The organism is Streptosporangium amethystogenes, assembly GCF_000721075.1.
Classification (GTDB): domain Bacteria; phylum Actinomycetota; class Actinomycetes; order Streptosporangiales; family Streptosporangiaceae; genus Streptosporangium; species Streptosporangium amethystogenes.
In genome coordinates this window covers 308,095-325,108 of the sequence record NZ_JOEQ01000005.1, presented here as the reverse complement: position 1 = coordinate 325,108, position 17,014 = coordinate 308,095, and the positions used below count along the sequence as shown (strand labels likewise).

The window sequence follows — 17,014 nt, the reverse complement described above, 5'->3', positions numbered from 1 at the left end:
CCCGCCGCACCGTCTCCGTCGCCTCTCGCCGGGCACGGCCGGGGTCAGCCGACGGGAGGGTCCGCCAGCTGGGTGCGGATCTGGGCGGCGATCGCGGGGGGCATCGTGTCGGCCAGTTCGAGTGCCTCCTCCGAGACGCTCAGCGCCGCCTCGGTCTCGCCGACGGCCGAGTACGCCTCGCTGAGCATGACCAGGACGCGGACCACGTGGAACGGCGCGTCGATCTTGTGGAACAGGCCGAGGGCCTGGTGGAAGCGGCCGATGGCCTGTTCGGTCTGGTCGGTGGCCAGCGCCAGCTCACCGAGGCCGAGCACGACCCGCGCCTCGGCCAGCTTCTCTCCCATGGTGCTCGCCAGTTCCAGAGCGCGCTGGAGCGTGAGGTCGGCCTCGGCGAAGTCGCCCTGGCGCAGCCGCGCGATGCCCAGGCCGTGCAGGGCGTACGCCTCTCCGGTCGGGTCCCCGATGTTGCGTACCGTGGTGAGCGTCTGCTCGAAGACCTCGGCCGCCGACGGCAGCTCTCCCGAGCGGAGGTAGGTCTCGCCCAGCCGGTGCAGGACCTGTGCCTCCACCCGCCGGCTGCCGCCGACCCTGCTGAGTTCCAGCGCCTCGCTCAGCAGTCGCTTGGCCGCGTCGAGGTCCTCGCAGTCCAGCCTGATCTGGGCCACGCTGTGCAGCACGTAGGCGGAGGCGACCTGGTCATCGGTGCTGCGGAAGATCGTCAGCGCGCGTTCGTAGCGTTCCACGGCGTCGTCGAGCCGACCGCTGATCCGGTCCAGGAAGGCGATGTTGCGGATGACAAGGGCCACGCCGAGGTCGTCGCCCGCCTCCTCGAACAGTTCCGCGGCCGCCTCGAAGTCGCGGCGCGCGTCTCCGAACCGCTGCTCGGCGATGTAGAGCGAGCCGATCGAGTAGAGCATCGCCGCCTGCCCCCTGCGGTCCCCCGCCCGCCGGGCGGCGGCCAGCGCGACCTCGTGGGTCTCCCGCCAGTCGTCGAAGTAGATCCTCGACTCGAACAGGGTCACGGCGCTGATCGCGAGATCCCAGCAGAGCTCGACGAACCCGGCCTGCGCCGCCTGGCGGATCCCCGCGACCAGCGTCAGCCGCTCGCGCTCGTACCAGGGCAGGGGGGCCATGACCAGCTTCTCGACCAGCCGGTCGGGCAGCGACCAGCGCGGGGCGTCGCTGTGCACCTGTACGTAGTCGCCGCCGTACTCGCGGCGATGCGCCTCCCCGGTCAGGAAGAGCAGTCCGCCGAGCACCCTCTCCAGCGCGGCCTTGCGGTCGGCGACCGCCTCCTCGGTGGCGAGGCGCTCGCGGGCGAAGACGCGGATCAGGTCATGGAAGCGGTACTGGCCGTGCACGCCGTACCCGGTGTCCGTCGCCTCGATCAGCTGGGTGTCGGCCAGGTCGTCGAGCAGGTCCTGGGCATCGGAGGGGTCGCTGTCGAGCAGCGCGGCGGCGACCCAGCCGGAGAAGTGCCGGAACTCCAGGATGGCCAGGCGCCGAAACAGCCTCCGCGCGTCCTCGCTGACGCTTTCGTAGGTCAGCGAGATGCTCGCCCTGATGCCCAGGTCTCCGTGTTTGAGCTCGTCGAGCCTGCGGGTCTCGTCTTCGAGCCGGCCCACCAGCTGGTCGATCGTCCAGTGCGGACGGGCCGCGAGCCTGGCGCCCGCGATGCGCAACGCCAGTGGGAGGTGGCCGCAGAGGTCCGCCAGCCGGGCCGCCGCCTCGTGCTCGACCTGCACCCGCTCGACACCCGCGATGCGGGAGAGCAGGTCGACCGACTGCCGCGAGTCGAAGAGGTCCACGTCGAGGTGGGCGGCACCGGGCAGGCCGGCCAGCCGGGTCCTGCTGGTGATTATCACCGCGGCCTCGGGATTTCCGGGAAGCAGGGGCAGCACCTGGCTCTCGCTCCTGGCGTCGTCCAGGACGATCAGCATCCTGCGTCCGGCGAGCAGCGCGCGGTACATCTCCGCCCGCTCGTCCACCCCGTCGGGAATGGCGGTGCCCGGCACGCCCAACGCCCGCAGGAAGCGTTCGAGCACCTGCCCGGAACCGAGCGGGCGCGACTCCCCTCCGTGCAGGTCGGCGAAGAGCTGGCCGTCCTCGTAGCGGCCGGCGACGCTGTGCGAGACGTGCACCGCGATCGTGGACTTGCCGATCCCCGGCTTGCCGACCACGGCGATGATGGGCACGGCGAGTCGCTGCCGGTCCTCCGCGGCGAAGGTGAGCTGCCTGCGGATGGCCTCGACCAGTTTGATCCGGCCGGTGAAGTCCGCGATGTCGGTGGGAAGCAGCCGGGGTACGGCCCGGTGGGCGACCGGCACCTCGTTCGTCTCACCGTGGCGCTGGAGCTGCTGCGTTTGTTGCTGCTGGCGCTCCGGCGGGTCCAGGCTCTCGTCGGAGGTGAGGATCGCGTACTCGAGTTGCTGCAGGCTCTCATTGGGCTCGATGCCCAGTTCGTCGATCATCGTCTGGCGGGCGCGGCGGTAGACCGTCAACGCCTCCGCCTGGCGCCCGGAGCGGTAGAGCGCGAGCATCAACTGGCCGCGTAGCCGCTCCCTGAGCGGATGTTCCTCGACGAGCTCGCTGAGCTCGCCGACCAGCTCGTGGTGCCTGCCGAGTTCCAGTTCCAGATCGACGCAGTCCTCGTTGGCGTTGATCCGGCGCTCGGTCAGCCTGCTGACCGCCGCCTGCACGAGCCGGCTCTCCTGGCCGTCGAGGGCGGGGCCCCGCCAGAGGGCGAGCGCGTCCCGGTAGTGTCTGACCGCCTCCTCCGGGTTGCGGTTCTCGCGGGCCTGGCGGGCCTGGCTCAGCAGGTTCTCGAAGTTCTGGGAGTCGAGCTGCCCCTCGGTGACCCGCAGGGTGTATCCCTGGGAATGGGTCGCGATGACGTCGAGGTTGCCGTGGGCGGCGAACAATCGCCGGAGTGAGGAGATACAGATCTGCACCTGCGCGCGCGAGGTGCTGGGAAGGTCGTCACCGTAGATCGCGTCGGTCAGTCGCCCGATGGTGACCATGCGATTGGCCTCCAGCAGAAGGCAGGCGAGAACCACCTGCTGCCGGGGTGCTCCCAGATCCAGGCGCTGGGAACCGGCCACGACTTCCAGAGGACCGAGGATCCGATACTCCACCCGAATCTCCTTACAGAGTCGCGGCCTGTCCAGTAAATCACCGCATGGTTTGGCGTAAGAGAGACGTCAGGCACCTGACCATTAACTTAAACTCAGGGAAAATATACCGAATCCCAACCGCCCATAATCCTGAACATATAACCCAGTGACCACGACGGGTGATTTTATGTGTATGAACCGCTGTCTGCCCGGGATCATACAACGTCGCCGGGTGGAGAACCAGGGGGGTTTGTTAAGGTCTGGCCTGACTTGCGACTAACGGGTGGGTTTGAGACGCGAAGAAGCGGCCGGGCCTTGGACGGCTCCGACCGCTCCGGCGAATCCCCGCCGATGACCACCGGGCGGGGGGTGCAGTTCAGCCCCAGGGGGTGTTGCTGGCGAGCACCACGGTCTCCGGAGACCCGCCGGCGGCGACCGCGGGGAGGACGGCGGTGAGGCCGAGGCATCCCAGGATGGCGGCGGCGGCGATGATGGACCGGAGAGCGTTGGAGCTAGCGAATTTCTGCATTTTCTGCACCTCTTGTCGTGTCTTCCTGGCTGCTGTTCGCCTGTCTGCTTCAAAACGTAGGCAGCCCCCCTATTCGCCCTTTATCCGATCTCTTCTGATCCGGCATCCGCCCCATTCGCCGGGAAAAGATAGGGAGCGGTAGCCGATGGATAGCGGGCCGAAAGCGGACGGATAACGCTCCGGTGGAACCTGATGGGACCGAGGTCGCGTGATACGGGTCAGGCGGCCCCGACCAGAAGATGGGTATCCTCACCATGAGCATCGCCACGCAGGCACTTGACGGCGTCTACGGCCGATCCGCGGCCGGTGTCCGAGCTCGCCTGGAGCGAGCCGTGGGCGCGGACTGGCAGCAGGTCTCCGAAGGAGAGACCGACATCGAGGGAAACGTAAAAGAATGGATGGACGAATTCATGGAGCGCGGGCTCTATCGTCTCATCCTCGCCACCGACCACTACTTCGCCGGGCTTGGCATGACCACCTCCTATCCGGAGGTCACGGTGATGTTCAGAATGCACGACGAGTGCATGCCCTATCACATCCAGGTCGTGCTGGCACCGCACTCGTACACGACGTATTTCGGCGTCCGCGGTTGACTCCGCGAGCGGCGGAGTCCGTTCTCCTGAGGGAAGCGAACATGCCTGTTCAACAATTGGCGGTACCTGGCCCCCACAACCCCGGAGCCGACGAGGGAACACCCTCGGTCGTCGCCCGCTGCCTGAGCAACTTCCGTCTGGAGGTCGATGGGCAGGCCGTGTCACACTGGCGCGCCGGCAAGGCTCGGGCCCTGTTCCAGTACCTGCTGGTCAACCGTGATCGGTTCGTCCACCGGGACCGGCTGCACGAGGTGCTGTGGCCGGAGAGAGCGGACCACCACTCCAGCTCGCTCAAGGTGGCCGTGCACGGCGTACGCCGGGTGCTCAACGAGTTCGAGGAGCGGGACGGTTTCACCCTGCTCCACCAGAACCACGGCTACCTGCTGCGGACGAACAGCGCGTGGGTGGACATCGAGGAGTTCCAGCGCGCCTTCGACCGGGGCCGGGACGCCTGGGTCGCCAAGGACCACGACACCGCGATCGCCTGGTTCCAGCGCACCGCCGACCTCTACATCGGTGACTTCCTCACCGGCGAGACCGGCGGCTGGATCAACGAGCAGCGGCAGTGGATGCGCGGGACCGCCCTGCGCGCGCTGTCCGCGCTGCGCAGCGAGTCGCTGGAGCGAGAGGACTGGCCGGCCGCGATGCACTGGTGCCGCCGGACCCTCGACGTCGACCCCCACCACGAGGCCACCTACCAGACCCTGATGATGATGCACGGCGAGCTCGACGAGCTCGGCCGCGTCCTGAGCTGGTACGAGGTGTGCCGTCACCGGCTCCGCACCGACCTCGGGGTGGAGCCGAACGAGCGCACCGAACGGTTGCTGGCCGCGCTGATGCGGGGCCGGAGCCGGCCGCCGTTGACCGGCCGGTGACCATGACGACTCCGTCGTGGGAGATGGGATCGCGTTCCGCCGCTCCCGGCACGGACGGGGGGCCCGACCTGGAGCGCCTGCGCGCGGCGGTCGGCGAGTTCGCCGGCTACACCGCGGCCGAGCGGTCCTGGGAACGACTGCTGCTGGCGACCGGGCCGTGGGTCGACCCGGCGCTCGCGGCCCATCGCCGGGCACTGCTGACCTGGTTGAACGCCTGGGGGTGCCGGCTGCGCTATCCGCGCGAGGGCGAGCCGGACGTCTTCTGCGCGGAGACCGGCGCCTGGTGGGAGCGCTGGCGGGATCGCCTTCCCGGCCGGGACGTCACACTCGCCCAGCTGGGCGACGCCGAGATCGACACGGTGGGCGAGTGCTACGCGGACCTCGCGGCGATGCGGGCGGCCCCCGGATCCAGACCCCGCTCGCTGGGGCCGACCGCGGCGACCAAGATGCTGCACGCCCTGCGCCCGCGAGCGCTGATGCCCTGGGACGCCGCCATCGCCGACGCCCTGCACGGTGCCCGCAGCGCCGACGCCTACCGCGCACACCTGCGGCTGGGCCGCCGGTGGGCGCGGCGCCTCCTTTCCGAGGCCGGTCTCGGCGAGGAGGCGCTGGCGGTGCGGCTGGGCCGGCCTGGCCGGCCGCTGACGAAGATGCTGGACGACTACTGCTATCTGGTGTTCACCGCGACGACCTGACCGGGTGCCGTGGTGACGTTCACCGCGCCCCGGCCAGGTTCTTCGCTCGCGGTCAGCGCAGTGACCTGACCAGGCTTCGCGCGGCCGTGCGGCTCGCGGCGAGCACCGTCTTGCCCGCGCCGCCGCTGCCCCCGGTGAAGGTGTAGACGCCCTTCGCCAGGGGGCGCAGCGACAGCCCGCCCGTGGGGTGGTAGCACTCGACCGCGGTGACGGCCCTGACCTCCCCGCCCGGCGGGCGGTACCCGATCCTGGACTCGGCGACATCCAGGATCCTGCTGGTGAGGACGGGGTCGATCGGCGCGCTTCCAGGAGTGATGTCCCATCTGTCGGTGGGCAGTCCGAGCAGAATCCTTCCCTCCGCGTACGTCCTGCCGTACAGGCCGGACGTATCGTCGACGAACGCGCCGGGGTTTCTTCCGGCCGCGGGCCCGAGCACGTACTGGATCACCTTGGTGCGCAGTCCCGCGTCCGACAGGCCGGTACGGGCGAGCAGGTCCTGGGTCCAGGCCCCCGCCGCCACCACGACGGCGTCGAACCTGGCCGGGCTGCCCTCGGCGGGGCGAACCTCGGCTTCCGCGGTGATCCCGTCGACCTGCCCGTCGGTGACGAACGCACCCGACCGGGCGAGCTCGACCAGGAGCCGGTCGCGGAAGCCGTTCGGGGAGAGGTAACCCGCGCGTTTCTCGACGACGGCCACGCTTCCCTCGGGCAGCTCGCGGAACGTGCCGTGGCTGCTGAGCTCCTCACCGCCGATCAGGGAGATCGAACCGGGCAGGCGGCTGCGCACCAGTTCCACCAGGCCCTCGGTGCCCGGCCCCAGACCGGGGAGCAGGTACACCGAGCCGGTCTCCCGGTAGGAGGCCCACTGGCGCAGCTCCGGACTCGACTGGAGCTCGGCCAGGCTGTCGGCGGCCTCCAGGCAGAGCGCGGCGTCTGGTTCGAACGCCCTGGTCAGGCCGCCTGAGGCGGAGCTGGCATCGGCCCGCCTGTGCGGCTCTCCGGTGTACAGGTGGACGGCGCTGCCCCTGATGACCTCGCACAGCCGCCAGGCCAGCATGGCCCCCGCGATCCCACCGCCCACAACAGCGATTCTGAGCATCTCACTCCTCCGTTCATGTCGCCGAGGCGGTCGCGGGCCGCGACTCTTCGGCCTTGTGCGGGTCGCGCATGCCGATCAGGCCCGCCACGGTCGCGATCGCGGAGACCAGGGCCGCCCACAGCCACACCGAACGTCCGACCTGGAACCACACCAGCGTTCCGATCACCGGCCCGATCGCGGTGCCGAGCCCGAAGACGCTCTGCATGGCGCCGATGTAGCGTCCGCGGAGCCGCTCGGGGCCGGCCAGCGCGGGGTAGGCGAACGTGGTGGGCCCGCCGATGATCTCCGAGAGCGTCCAGACCAGGGTGCCGATCATGAACCAGATCGGCAGCGGGGATATCGCGTAGATCGCGTAGCCGACCGAGACCAGGCCGAGGCCGAGCAACGCGGTCAGCCGGATCGGCCACTTCTGCACGATCTTCGTCATCGCCAGCTCGCAGGTGATGACGATGAAGCCGTTCAGCGAGACGGCCGCGCCGTACCACCACAGGCTGATCCCGGCGGCGGAGATGTCCAGCGGAAGGGTGGCCGTGTACTGGCAGTAGACGATGGAGGTGAGCAACATCGCGAGCAGGTAGACGCTGTAGCGCCAGTCGGCGAACACCGCGAGGTAGCCGGAGCGGCCCTGCGTCGCCGGGTCCGCGTCCTCCGCCACCGCCTCCCGCTTCTCCGCGACGTACGCGGCGTGTGCGGCGCGCCTGGGCAGCGCGAACATCACGGTGACGCCGAAGATCAGCGCGGCGGTGGCCTCGCCCCAGAAGAGCGCGTTGTAGGAGAAGGAGAGCAGCGCGGCGCCGATCAGCGGTGCGGCGGTCATGCCGAGGTTCAGGCCGAGCCGGTACATCGCCGTGATCATCACGACCCGGTGCCTCGGCGTCAGCTCGGTCAGCATGGTCTGGGCCGCCGGCCGGTAGAACTGGCCGACCGTGCTGACCATGAAGACCGCGGCGAGCAGCAGCGCGTAGGTCGGGGCGTACAGGATGGACACGATCAGGAGCGCGGAGCCGCCCATGCTGATCAGCGTGACCGTCCGGGCGCCGAGCCGGTCGGAGAGCGATCCGCCGGCCAGCGAACCCACCACCGCACCGGCTCCGTATATGCCCAGCGCGAGCCCGGCCTGGGTGGCGGAGAAGCCCCGGTCGGTCAGGAAGAGCACCAGGTAGATCTGGATGAACGCGGCGAGCCTGCTGATGAAGCCGCCGAAGAGCAGCGCCTTGACGGCGCGCGGGGTCTCCCGCAGGGTGACGAACACCCCGTCGTCCGGCTTGGCCGGGGGTCCCGGAGGCACGTTCTTCTCGTTCTCGATAACGGCGGTCACGCGGTTGCCCTCACCTTCAGGCCGGCCTCGGCGGCGTCCAGCGCCGCCCGGCACTCCTCGACGGTCTCTGACAGCGCGGTGGCGTAGGCGATACGCCCCCACAGGGTGCCCTTGGGCGGCGGCGAGACGGTCGCCCCGGGGGCGACCACCACAACCGCCCTGTCGATCTCCGGGGGCAGGCCGGCCTCGTCGAACTCGATCGACTCGATCACGGTGTCGTCCTCGGCGACGTAGAAGAAGCGCACCCCGCCCACGAGCTTGCGCTCGGGGGCGAGCGCGGGGGTACGGCCACAGGCCACCGCGGCGGCGGCCAGGCCGGGGTTGATCCCGGTGGTGAGCAGCCCGAGGTAGGGGATCATGTCCCCGCCCAGTCGGGCGTTCACCTCGATGACGCGCAGTCCCCTGGAGGAGAGCTTGATCTCGGTGTGGGTGAACCCGTCGGTGAAGCCGAGAGCGGTGTGCGTGTCCTGCAGGACGCGGCAGAACTCCGCATCCTGCAGGAGCGCGTCCTGGGCGTCGACGAAGTGACCCACCTCCTCGCAGTACGGCTCGTAGCCCAGGACCTTCCTGCCGAGGAAGAGCGGGGTCACCACGCCGCCCTGGACGACGGCGTCCACGCTGACCTCGGGGCCGTCGGCGAACTCCTCGACCAGGACGGGAATCTCGTAGGTCGCCCCGTCGGGGACCGTCAGCTCCCGGACGAAGGCGAACCGCTCCGCCAGCTCCGAAGGGTCCTCGACCCTGATGACGCCCAGGCTGCCGCCGAGGCCGCGTGGCTTGAGGATGGCCGGATAACCGACCTCCTCCCCGGCCCGCAGGGCCTCCTCCAGCGTGGCGACGGCCAGCGACCTGGGCTGCGGCACGCCGAGCGCGTCAAGCGCGACGCGGGTGCGGTGCTTGTCGCGGCAGCGGCGCACCATCTCGGGGTCGCCGCCGGGCAGGCCGAGTGCCTCGGAGACGTACGAGGCGGCCAGGATCCTGGCCTCGTCCCAGCAGAGCACGCCGTGCACGGGTTCGCGGGCGGCCAGCTCCAGTGCGACGGCGGCCATCGCGGGGCCGTCGGTGGTGTCGGCGACCACGGTCCAGCCGGTGACGTACTCCTGCTCCCAGCCGGGTTCTGCGGTCACCAGGAGGTGGATGCGGTATTCGGTGGCGATGGAGCGCAGCAGGTACTCGCGGTAGTGCCGCATTCCCGTCGCGACCACCAGGATCAGTGGCCTGCTCTCGGTAGTCATCTCATGCCTCCTTGGCGGTGATCACGAGCTCCTGGCCGGAGCCCTGCAGGGTGTCGAAGAACTCCTCGCGGACGGTCTCGTCCTCTGTGGGGGCGATCCGGGCGGCCGCGTAGCGCAGCAGGGGCGGCGCCATCATCGAGGTCACGACCGCGACCAGGACGATGACCGTGTAGGACGCGGTGGTGAGCACGCCCAGGCGGAGACCGACCATCGCGATGATCACTTCGATCACGCCCCGGGAGTTGAGACCCGCGCCGAGGGCCAGGGCCTCCCACTTGGTGCGCCTGGCAATGCGCGCCCCGAGGTAGGCGCCGGCGAACTTGGCGGCGATGGCGGCGAACAGCACCGCGATGCCCGCCACCAGCACGGGCGGCTTGGCCAGCTCGGTCAGGTCCATCCGCAGGCCCGCCGTGGCGAAGAAGATCGGTGCCAGCACCGCGGCGACGAGCGTCTGCAGGGGGGCCAGTCTGGCGACCTTCAGGTCGGGTGAGGAACCGACGAGCGCGCCGCAGATGAAGGCGCCGAGGATGGCCTCGAACCCCATCGCCTGGGTGGCCGCGGCCGAGAGAAGGATCATGATCACCACTGCGGCGATGGTGGTGACGCTCCCGCCCCGGTCGGCGGCGCGCAGCACCCTGGCGACCACCCGGCGGCCGAGCAGGACGGCCACCAGCACGAGCGCGGCGAGCAGCGCGATCGCGGTCAGCGCGGCCTGCCCGGTGCGCGCCCCGGCGGTGGCGAGCGCGGAGACCACCGAGAGCAGCAGCCAGCCGACCACGTCGTCGACGACCGCGCTGCTCAGGATGAGCTGGCCGATGTCGCGGTGCAACAGGCGCATCTCCATCAGCACCTTGGCGATGACGGGGATGGCGCTGACGCAGAGCGCGACACCGAGGAAGAGCGCGAAGACCGTGTGGTCGACGCCCTCGGCGATCATCTCGGCGGGGGCCAGGAAGCCGATCCCGACGCCGAGGGCCAGCGGGATGATCAGTCCCATGCCGCTGATCCAGGCGGCGCTCCTGCCCTGGCGGCGGATGAAGCCGAGGTCGAGATGCATGCCGGTCAGGCCCACCAGCAGCAGGACGCCGAGCTGGCCGACGGCGTCGATCATGTGGAATCTGGCCGGGTCGGTGGGGAGCAGCCAGGCGGACAGGTCGGGGGCGACGTTGGCGAGCAGTGAGGGCCCGATCAGGATGCCGGCGCTGAGCTCGCCGAGCAGGGCGGGCAGCCCGAACCTGACGGACAGGCGGCCCAGGACGGTGGCCAGGCCGAGGAGTAGTCCGAGTTGCAGCAGCAGGACCATGAGGTTCTGCGCGGGGATGACGGCGACGGGGGCCACGGCGAGAATCATGGAATCAGCTACCGTTCTCGACGTAGTACCAGTTCTCCGGGCTGATCATCCCGAAGGGGTTGATCGGCTCGAAGCCCCGGAGAGTGTTGGCGACCTCGAACAGCCGCAGGGAGAAGTTCGGAATGAAGATGACCGGGACCTGCTCGGCGATGTAGTCCTGGTACTCGTAGAGCGCGGCCGGGTCGTCGCTGGTCAAGGTACGGTCGATGAGCTCGTCGGCCCTGGGGTCGGTGTAGTGGCCGAAGTTGCCGCCGGCGTCGGTCCGGAACAGGATCTCGCCGCTCGGATAGTGGTAGACCCAGCCGCCGCCCCAGGTGCTCAGCTCCCACAGGCAGGGGCTGTCGGGTCCGGCGACGCAGGGGGCGTCCTCGGCCACCAGGACCGAGCCGTAGACCTCCTGGAGGCGCATCTCGATACCCGCCCTGGCGGCGTCGTCGCGGAACTGCTCCATCACCCGGGTGAGCGCGGGCCGGCCCTCGGCGTATCTGAGGGAGAAGCTGAGTTTGGTACCACCGGGGATGCCCGCCCCGGCCTGGCCGGGCCCCTCTCCGGGGTTGACGCAGACGGCGGGCGTCACGCTGGTGTCCCAGCCGTTGGCCTCCAGCAGCTCGCGGGCCCGCTCGGGGTTGAAGGGCAGGATCGGCGCGCCCTGCAGGGTGGGCGAGACCAGGTCGCTCACCGGGTAGCGGGGCACCGGGCCGTCCTGCCGGTAGGCGTAGCCGTGGTAGATGTCGCGGGCCGCCCGGTCCTGGTCGAGGGCGTGCTGCATCGCCTGCCTGATGTAGGTCTGGGCGAGCATCTTGCCGGCGACCGTCGGGTTGTTGTAGTTGAGCGGGATGTAGCGGATGCAGAAGGCCGCCTGCGGGACCAGCGTGTAGTTCTCGCCCAGCGGGTTGGGGCCGCCCTTGGTGGGGTCGTCCGTCGGCTCGGCGCTGAAGCTCAGCGGCAGGTAGCCGACCTGGATGCCGTTGGATCCGTCCGGTCCCTCCAGCAGTTTCTGGTACTCCTCCCCGTCGGACATGAAGGGGACCTGCCGGAACTCGTCCAGGTGCGCCTTGTTCGGCCCCGAGTAGTGCTCGTTGGGGACGAAGGTGACGACGCCCTCCATGGTGTAGCTCTTCAGCCGCCACGGGCCGCTGACCACGCTCCACACCGGGCTCGTCGCCCAGTGCACCCGGTCGGAGTTGTCCTCCTCGATGACGCCGCCGTTCTCCCCCATCAGGAAGTCGTAGACCGCGGCCACGTTCTCCAGGCCGTAGGAGGCGTCGGAAGGTCCTTCCGCGGTGCGGTCCCACGCCTTGGGCATCGGGGTGATGGTGCTGAGCTGGTTCATCAGCACCCAGCGCTTGGAGTAGACCTTGTCGAAGGTGAAGTAGACCTTGTCCTCGGCGAGCTTGCCGTAGGAGACCAGGTTGTCGGGGAAGCAGCCGGGGACGTACTCGCCGTAGCGCTCGCCCTTGACCGCCATCATGTTCACCCAGAACAGCACGTTGTCCGCGCAGATCGTCTCGCCGTTGGACCACTTCCAGGGCTTGACGGTGACGGTGACGGTCAGACCGTCCTCACTCCACTGCGGCGGCTCACCGATGCTGAGGTCGTAGTCGACCTCGGGGGTGCCGTGCGTGCCGAAGAAGTAGAGCGGCCGGTACATCAGGATCTGGAACTCGAGCAGGTTGCGGGTGCCGAAGCGCTCGGGCGGGGTGAAGGGGAAGATGATGGACGGGGGGAATCCCGGCGCGCAGGCCCAGGTCACGGTGCCGCCCTTGACGGGCTTCTCCATGTTCGGGCGGGCGATGGTGTTCAGGGTCATGTCCGGCTCTCCGTCGTCTGGTGGTTCTGTGCGAACGTCTTCGGGTCGATCTCCTCGAGCAGGGACACGCCGCTGTCCGCGTGGGCGCCGTAGCGCTCCCACGTCTCGTGGAGCAGCACGCGGCCGTCGGGGAGCAGTTCGGGGGTGCTGCGGCAGTGGCCCGACACGACGGCGCCGTTGTCGAGGACCATGGTGTAGGCGAAGTCGAGGGTGCCGTCGGGGGCGCAGAGCCCGGTGAGGGTCCCCCGGCGGGCGTGCCCGCCGGAGAACTCGCCCCACAGCAGGTCCCCGTCCTGGCGGTACAGGGCGATCGGGTGCCTCTCGGTGGGGGGGACGCCGCCGGTGGTGAAGCGGCGCCCGTCGTAGTCGATCATGACCGGCCCGCCCTGAGTTCGAGGGTGCAGCACTTGGCGCTGCCACCGGACTTCAGCAGCTCGGAGAGCTCGACACCGATGGGCTCGTAGCCGCGCTCGCGCAGCTCGTCCATCAGGTGGGTGGCCGAGGGCGGCATCAGGACGTGGCGGCCGTCGGAGACGGCGTTCAGCCCGAACACCTCGGCGTCGGCCTCGGTGGCGATGATCGCGTCGGGGTACAGGACGCGCAGCACGCCCTGGCTCTCCTTGGAGAAGGCTCCCGGGTAGTACATGATCTGGTCGTGGCCGAGCACGGCCAGCGCGGTGTCGAGGTGGTAGAAGTGCGGGTCCACCAGGCGCAGGCCCGCCACGGGCATCCCGAAGAACCGCTCCGCCTCGCGGTGCGAACGGATGTCGGTGCGAAACCCGGTGCCGGCCAGCAGGTACCTGCCGGCGTGCAGGTAGTCGCCCTCGCCCTCGTTGACGTGGACCGCCTCGCGGGTCTCGTAGCCCCTGGCGCGGAACCACTCCAGGTAGGCGGGGCCCTCCGCGGCCCGCTCCTCGTACCGGAAGCGGGCCGACAGCACCTTCCCGTTGATGACGGTCGCGCCGTTGGCGGCGAACACCATGTCGGGGTAGCCGGGCAGCGGTTCGATGAACTCCACCTGGTGGCCCAGTGCCAGGAAGGCGCGGAGCAGACCGTCCCACTGGAGCCTGGCCAGCGCGCCGTCGACCGGCTTGTCCGGGTTCATCCAGGGGTTGATGGAGTAGACGACGTCGAAGTGGGTGGGCGGGCACATCAGGTAGCGACGGGTGCGCGCCACCCGCCGGGTCCGCTGCGACGCCTCGGCGGCCAACTGTGTCATGTCAGTTCTCCTTCCTGGACGAAAGTGACGTTGATCTTGGATGCGTAGTCGAGCATCGTCTCCCTCGCGTCCTCCAGGGAGGTGCCGGTGGTGCCGAGGAAGCCGAGGATGCTGTTGCCCTCCGGCGGGCGCCGGATGACGTCCCCGGGCCTGGCGGTGATCTTGAGGAAGAAGACCCGGTCGGACTCGGCGACCTCGGCCGGCACCTCGATCGAGGCGATCCGGCCGGCGTCGCAGAGCAGGCACATCGCGGTGACATGGACGCCGGTCGGCCGGTAGTGACGCACCCTCGGCGTGGCGCCGCGCGCCACGTCCATGACCGCGCGGATCGGGTTGTGCGTGGCGGTGATCCCGGCGATGAGATCCAGCCCCCCGCCGCCGGGCCGGATCGCGATCTCCAGCAGGTACGGCTCGCCCCGGTGGAAGCGAACTTCGGCGTGCAGCACGCTGCGCCGCAGCCCCTGGGCGTGCGCGCCGGCCCTGACCACCCGGTGGACCGCGGCCACCTGCTCGGTGGTGAGCGAGGTCGGCGCGTGGTGCACGTCGTCGTCGAAGGTGCCGCCCTCGACGGTGATCCGGTCCACGATGGAGCCGAGGTAGACCTCGTCGTCCCAGGCCACGGCCTCGATGAGGAACTCCTCGCCGTCCAGGAACGACTCGATCAGCAGGCCGTGCGGACCGAGGTCGAGGCCGTGCGCCTCCATCTCGAACCACGACATCCCCTCGATGCCCTCAAGAGCCTGGGGGAACAGCTCCGCCATCTCCTCGCTGTCGTCGACCTTGAACACGAAGTTGCTCGCGGCGCCCAGGGTGGGTTTGAGGATGACCGGGTAGCCGAAGTCGTCCGCGGCCCCGAGCGCCTCCCGCAGCTCGGTGACGAAGCGGAAGTCCGGATGCGGGGCGTCGTACCTGCGGTGCGCCTCACGCATCAGCAGCTTGTTACGGCTGGTCCTGGCCGCCTCGACGCCCACGCCCGGCAGGCCGAGCGCCTCCGCGACCGCCGCGACCGTGGTCACGGCCGACTCGGAGAAGGTGATGATCCCGTCGAAGCGCTCCTGCTCGTGCCAGTCCTTGGCCTCGGTGATGAGGTCGTCGATGCGCTGGGAACCCACGACGCGGTAGCGGTCCTTGGGCCAGAAGTCCGGGGTGCCGATGCCGTTGAGCACGTAGAGCTCGGCACCGAAGTCCTGAACCTGCTGGTAGCGGGACTGGTAGTAGGTGGCGTTCTGTCTGGCTTCAATGGCGAGGAGTTTCATCGGGGACTCCCGGGCAGTCGCGGTAGTGAGAAGGCGTCGATCGTCTCGGCCGAGGTGTCGAGGGTGAGCTCGACGCCGGCCGCCTCGGCCTCGGCCGCGACGTCGATCAGGATGGGCGCGGCGCAGGCCAGGAAGGCGCGTACCTCCATCAGCAGGTCACCGGTCTCGTCACGCTCGGCGGTCAGCAGCCTGCCGAGCTGGGTGACGATGCCGTCCGCCGCCCTGGTCAGGCTGAAGGAGGTGAGGTCGTAGCAGAGCCTGAACCTCTCGACGATCACCGCGGCCCGGTGCCGACCGGCGGCGGTGACCTTGAGCTCCTCCCCCGGGTCGGTGACGAGGGTGTCGAGGCGGTCGGCAAGCGCGTTCCACGGCTCGCGCAGCCGCCTGCCGGTGACCTTGTCGAGTCCCTCCCTGGTGAAGTTGGCCCGCTGGTCCTCGGGGCAGGTGAGCGCGAGGTAGAACCGGACGAGGTCGCGCGGCACCTCGGCGACCAGCTCGGCGCCGCGGATCAGGTGGTTACGGCTGGTGGAGAACTTCTCGTTCTCCAGCTCGTAGAACTCGTTGCAGACGTTGGCGTCCGGGGTGATGTAGCGGTCGCCGTGGGCCAGCAGCATGACCAGGTCGACCATGCCCCAGAAGTAGACGTTGTCGAAGCCGTGGAAGTAGACCAGCTGGTTGCCGCTCTCGGCACGCCAGGCGCTGTCGACGGGGCCCTCTGGTTCGCCGGCCGCCTTCCAGGTGCTGTAGATCGAGGCGGGCATCGCCTCGACCCACGGGTAGAGGATCTGCCCGGGGGTCTCGGCGAACGGGGCGTCGATGCCCCACCCCGGTGACGGCACCGTGATCGGGATCTCCGGGAGCGGCCGGGCCAGGATCTCGCGGATGAGCTGCCTGCTGTGCCCACGCCAGGTGCTCTCCCGGGCGGCGTAGTAGGCGGTGAGCTCCTGGCGGTAGTTCTCGATGGGCAGGACCAGGACGGTGACCTCGCGCGAGGTCACCGGGTCGTCGGGGTCCAGGACCGAGCGCGGGTCGCCGAGATCGTCGAAGTGGTTGGGGTGGCCGCAGCCCTCGCACGACCCGCCGCAGCTCTCGGTCAGGCAGGCCGGGCACTCGCCCTTGACCAGCCCGTCGAACAGGTGGGTTCCGGCGTTCTCCGCGTACGGCATGCGCACGGTACGGAGTTCGAAGCGGCCCTGGCGGTGCAGGGCGGTGACGAAGTCGAGCACGGTCTGCCGGTAGGCGTCGTCGACGGGCGGCAGCGGGGCCAGTGAGATGCCCATCGCCTCGACCGACCGCTGGATGGCCGCGGTGGAGGTCGCGCACAGCTCGGCGGGCGTGGTGCCGTGCTTGCGGGCGGTCGAGATCATGTAGGACTGGCTGTCGTCGGTGCAGGTGTTGTAGTTGACACCGCGGCCGTCGGCCCGCAGGTAGCGGGCGTAGACGTCACCGGCGATGTAGGGGCCGGCCATGTGGCCGACGTGCAGGTCGCCGTTCGGCGTCGGGGTGGCGGCGATGACGATCGTCCCCGTCATTTCTCCTCCAGGTGCCGGGTCTCGAACGCGCGGGCGAGGTCGTGGTCCCACCAGATGCCGTACATCTCGAAGTCGGCGGTGCCGTCGTTGACCACCTGGTGGTCGGTGCCGGGCGGGAAGTAGGCGACGTCCCCGGCGGCGAAGGGGGCGCGCTCGCCCTCGCTCTCCAGGATCGCCTCGCCGGAGACCGCGATGAAGATCTCGTACTCGTGGTGGGCGTGCCGGGTAGAGGCGGTGCCGGGCGCGATGACGCACCAGGCCCCCTCGAACGGGGCGTTCAGCGTCTCCCAGGGCAGCAGCCTCTTGGCGAGCAGGCCGTTGTCCGGACGCAGGTGGGCAGGGTCATAGGAACGGAGGTCCACGGGGATTCTCCTCGGTGGGTTTCAGGG

Annotated in this window: 15 protein-coding genes; 3 read left to right on the top strand and 12 right to left on the bottom strand. The window is 69.7% G+C overall.

Features of this window, described 5'->3' with window-relative positions; translation table 11 throughout:
- Nucleotides 1-44: 44 nt before the first annotated feature.
- On the bottom strand, nt 45-3,134 hold the full coding sequence (locus IG98_RS0109340; protein ID WP_037969752.1) for an AfsR/SARP family transcriptional regulator: 3,090 nt from the start codon (nt 3,132-3,134) through the stop codon (nt 45-47).
- Nucleotides 3,135-3,489: 355 nt separating this feature from the next.
- Nucleotides 3,490-3,642, bottom strand: coding sequence for a hypothetical protein (locus IG98_RS50310; protein WP_157594248.1), 153 nt, complete (start codon nt 3,640-3,642; stop codon nt 3,490-3,492).
- A 254-nt stretch (nt 3,643-3,896) separates the two neighbouring features.
- On the opposite strand from IG98_RS50310, the gene IG98_RS0109330 reads away from it, so the two are divergent.
- Genes IG98_RS0109330 through IG98_RS0109320 form a run of 3 tightly spaced genes read left to right on the top strand, consistent with a single transcriptional unit; the run spans nt 3,897 to nt 5,805 of the window.
- Complete coding sequence (locus IG98_RS0109330; RefSeq protein ID WP_030908530.1) at nt 3,897-4,235, top strand: hydroxyisourate hydrolase; 339 nt, start codon at nt 3,897-3,899, stop codon at nt 4,233-4,235.
- A gap of 41 nt (nt 4,236-4,276) precedes the next feature.
- Complete coding sequence (locus IG98_RS0109325) at nt 4,277-5,110, top strand: AfsR/SARP family transcriptional regulator (RefSeq protein ID WP_084195229.1); 834 nt, start codon at nt 4,277-4,279, stop codon at nt 5,108-5,110.
- Nucleotides 5,111-5,112: 2 nt separating this feature from the next.
- Nucleotides 5,113-5,805 carry a hypothetical protein gene (locus IG98_RS0109320; protein ID WP_211263921.1) on the top strand — a complete coding sequence of 231 codons (693 nt, stop codon included), beginning with the start codon at nt 5,113-5,115 and terminating at the stop codon, nt 5,803-5,805.
- A gap of 52 nt (nt 5,806-5,857) precedes the next feature.
- Here the strand turns inward: IG98_RS0109320 and IG98_RS0109315 are convergent, their stop codons facing one another.
- From IG98_RS0109315 to IG98_RS0109270, 10 genes are read right to left on the bottom strand one after another with little or no spacing between them, the layout of a single operon-like run.
- Nucleotides 5,858-6,904, bottom strand: coding sequence for an FAD-dependent oxidoreductase (locus IG98_RS0109315; RefSeq protein ID WP_030908520.1), 1,047 nt, complete (start codon nt 6,902-6,904; stop codon nt 5,858-5,860).
- A gap of 13 nt (nt 6,905-6,917) precedes the next feature.
- The gene (locus IG98_RS0109310) at nt 6,918-8,222 is read right to left on the bottom strand and encodes an MFS transporter (RefSeq protein WP_211263920.1); all 1,305 of its coding nucleotides are present in this window, start codon (nt 8,220-8,222) and stop codon (nt 6,918-6,920) included.
- On the bottom strand, nt 8,219-9,457 hold the full coding sequence (locus IG98_RS0109305) for an ATP-grasp domain-containing protein (protein WP_030908515.1): 1,239 nt from the start codon (nt 9,455-9,457) through the stop codon (nt 8,219-8,221). The genes IG98_RS0109310 and IG98_RS0109305 overlap by 4 nt, the downstream gene beginning before the upstream one ends.
- A 1-nt stretch (nt 9,458) precedes the next feature.
- Nucleotides 9,459-10,796 (bottom strand): cation:proton antiporter, encoded by a 1,338-nt coding sequence (locus IG98_RS0109300; RefSeq protein ID WP_245651464.1) that lies wholly within the window; start codon nt 10,794-10,796, stop codon nt 9,459-9,461.
- A 16-nt stretch (nt 10,797-10,812) separates the two neighbouring features.
- A complete protein-coding gene (locus tag IG98_RS0109295; RefSeq protein WP_030908508.1) occupies nt 10,813-12,618 on the bottom strand; it encodes an ABC transporter substrate-binding protein in 1,806 nt (601 codons plus the stop codon).
- On the bottom strand, nt 12,615-12,992 hold the full coding sequence (locus IG98_RS0109290; protein WP_037969750.1) for an avidin-fold protein: 378 nt from the start codon (nt 12,990-12,992) through the stop codon (nt 12,615-12,617). Before IG98_RS0109290 ends, IG98_RS0109295 begins: the two co-directional genes overlap by 4 nt.
- A complete protein-coding gene (ddaH, locus tag IG98_RS0109285) occupies nt 12,989-13,837 on the bottom strand; it encodes a dimethylargininase (protein WP_030908503.1) in 849 nt (282 codons plus the stop codon). The genes IG98_RS0109290 and ddaH overlap by 4 nt, the downstream gene beginning before the upstream one ends.
- Complete coding sequence (locus IG98_RS0109280; RefSeq protein WP_030908500.1) at nt 13,834-15,093, bottom strand: ATP-grasp domain-containing protein; 1,260 nt, start codon at nt 15,091-15,093, stop codon at nt 13,834-13,836. Before IG98_RS0109280 ends, ddaH begins: the two co-directional genes overlap by 4 nt.
- On the bottom strand, nt 15,090-16,625 hold the full coding sequence (locus IG98_RS0109275; protein WP_030908497.1) for a class I tRNA ligase family protein: 1,536 nt from the start codon (nt 16,623-16,625) through the stop codon (nt 15,090-15,092). Before IG98_RS0109275 ends, IG98_RS0109280 begins: the two co-directional genes overlap by 4 nt.
- Entirely contained in the window at nt 16,622-16,987 is a 366-nt protein-coding gene (locus IG98_RS0109270; protein ID WP_030908495.1) for a cupin domain-containing protein, read from the bottom strand. The genes IG98_RS0109275 and IG98_RS0109270 overlap by 4 nt, the downstream gene beginning before the upstream one ends.
- Nucleotides 16,988-17,014 lie beyond the last annotated feature (27 nt).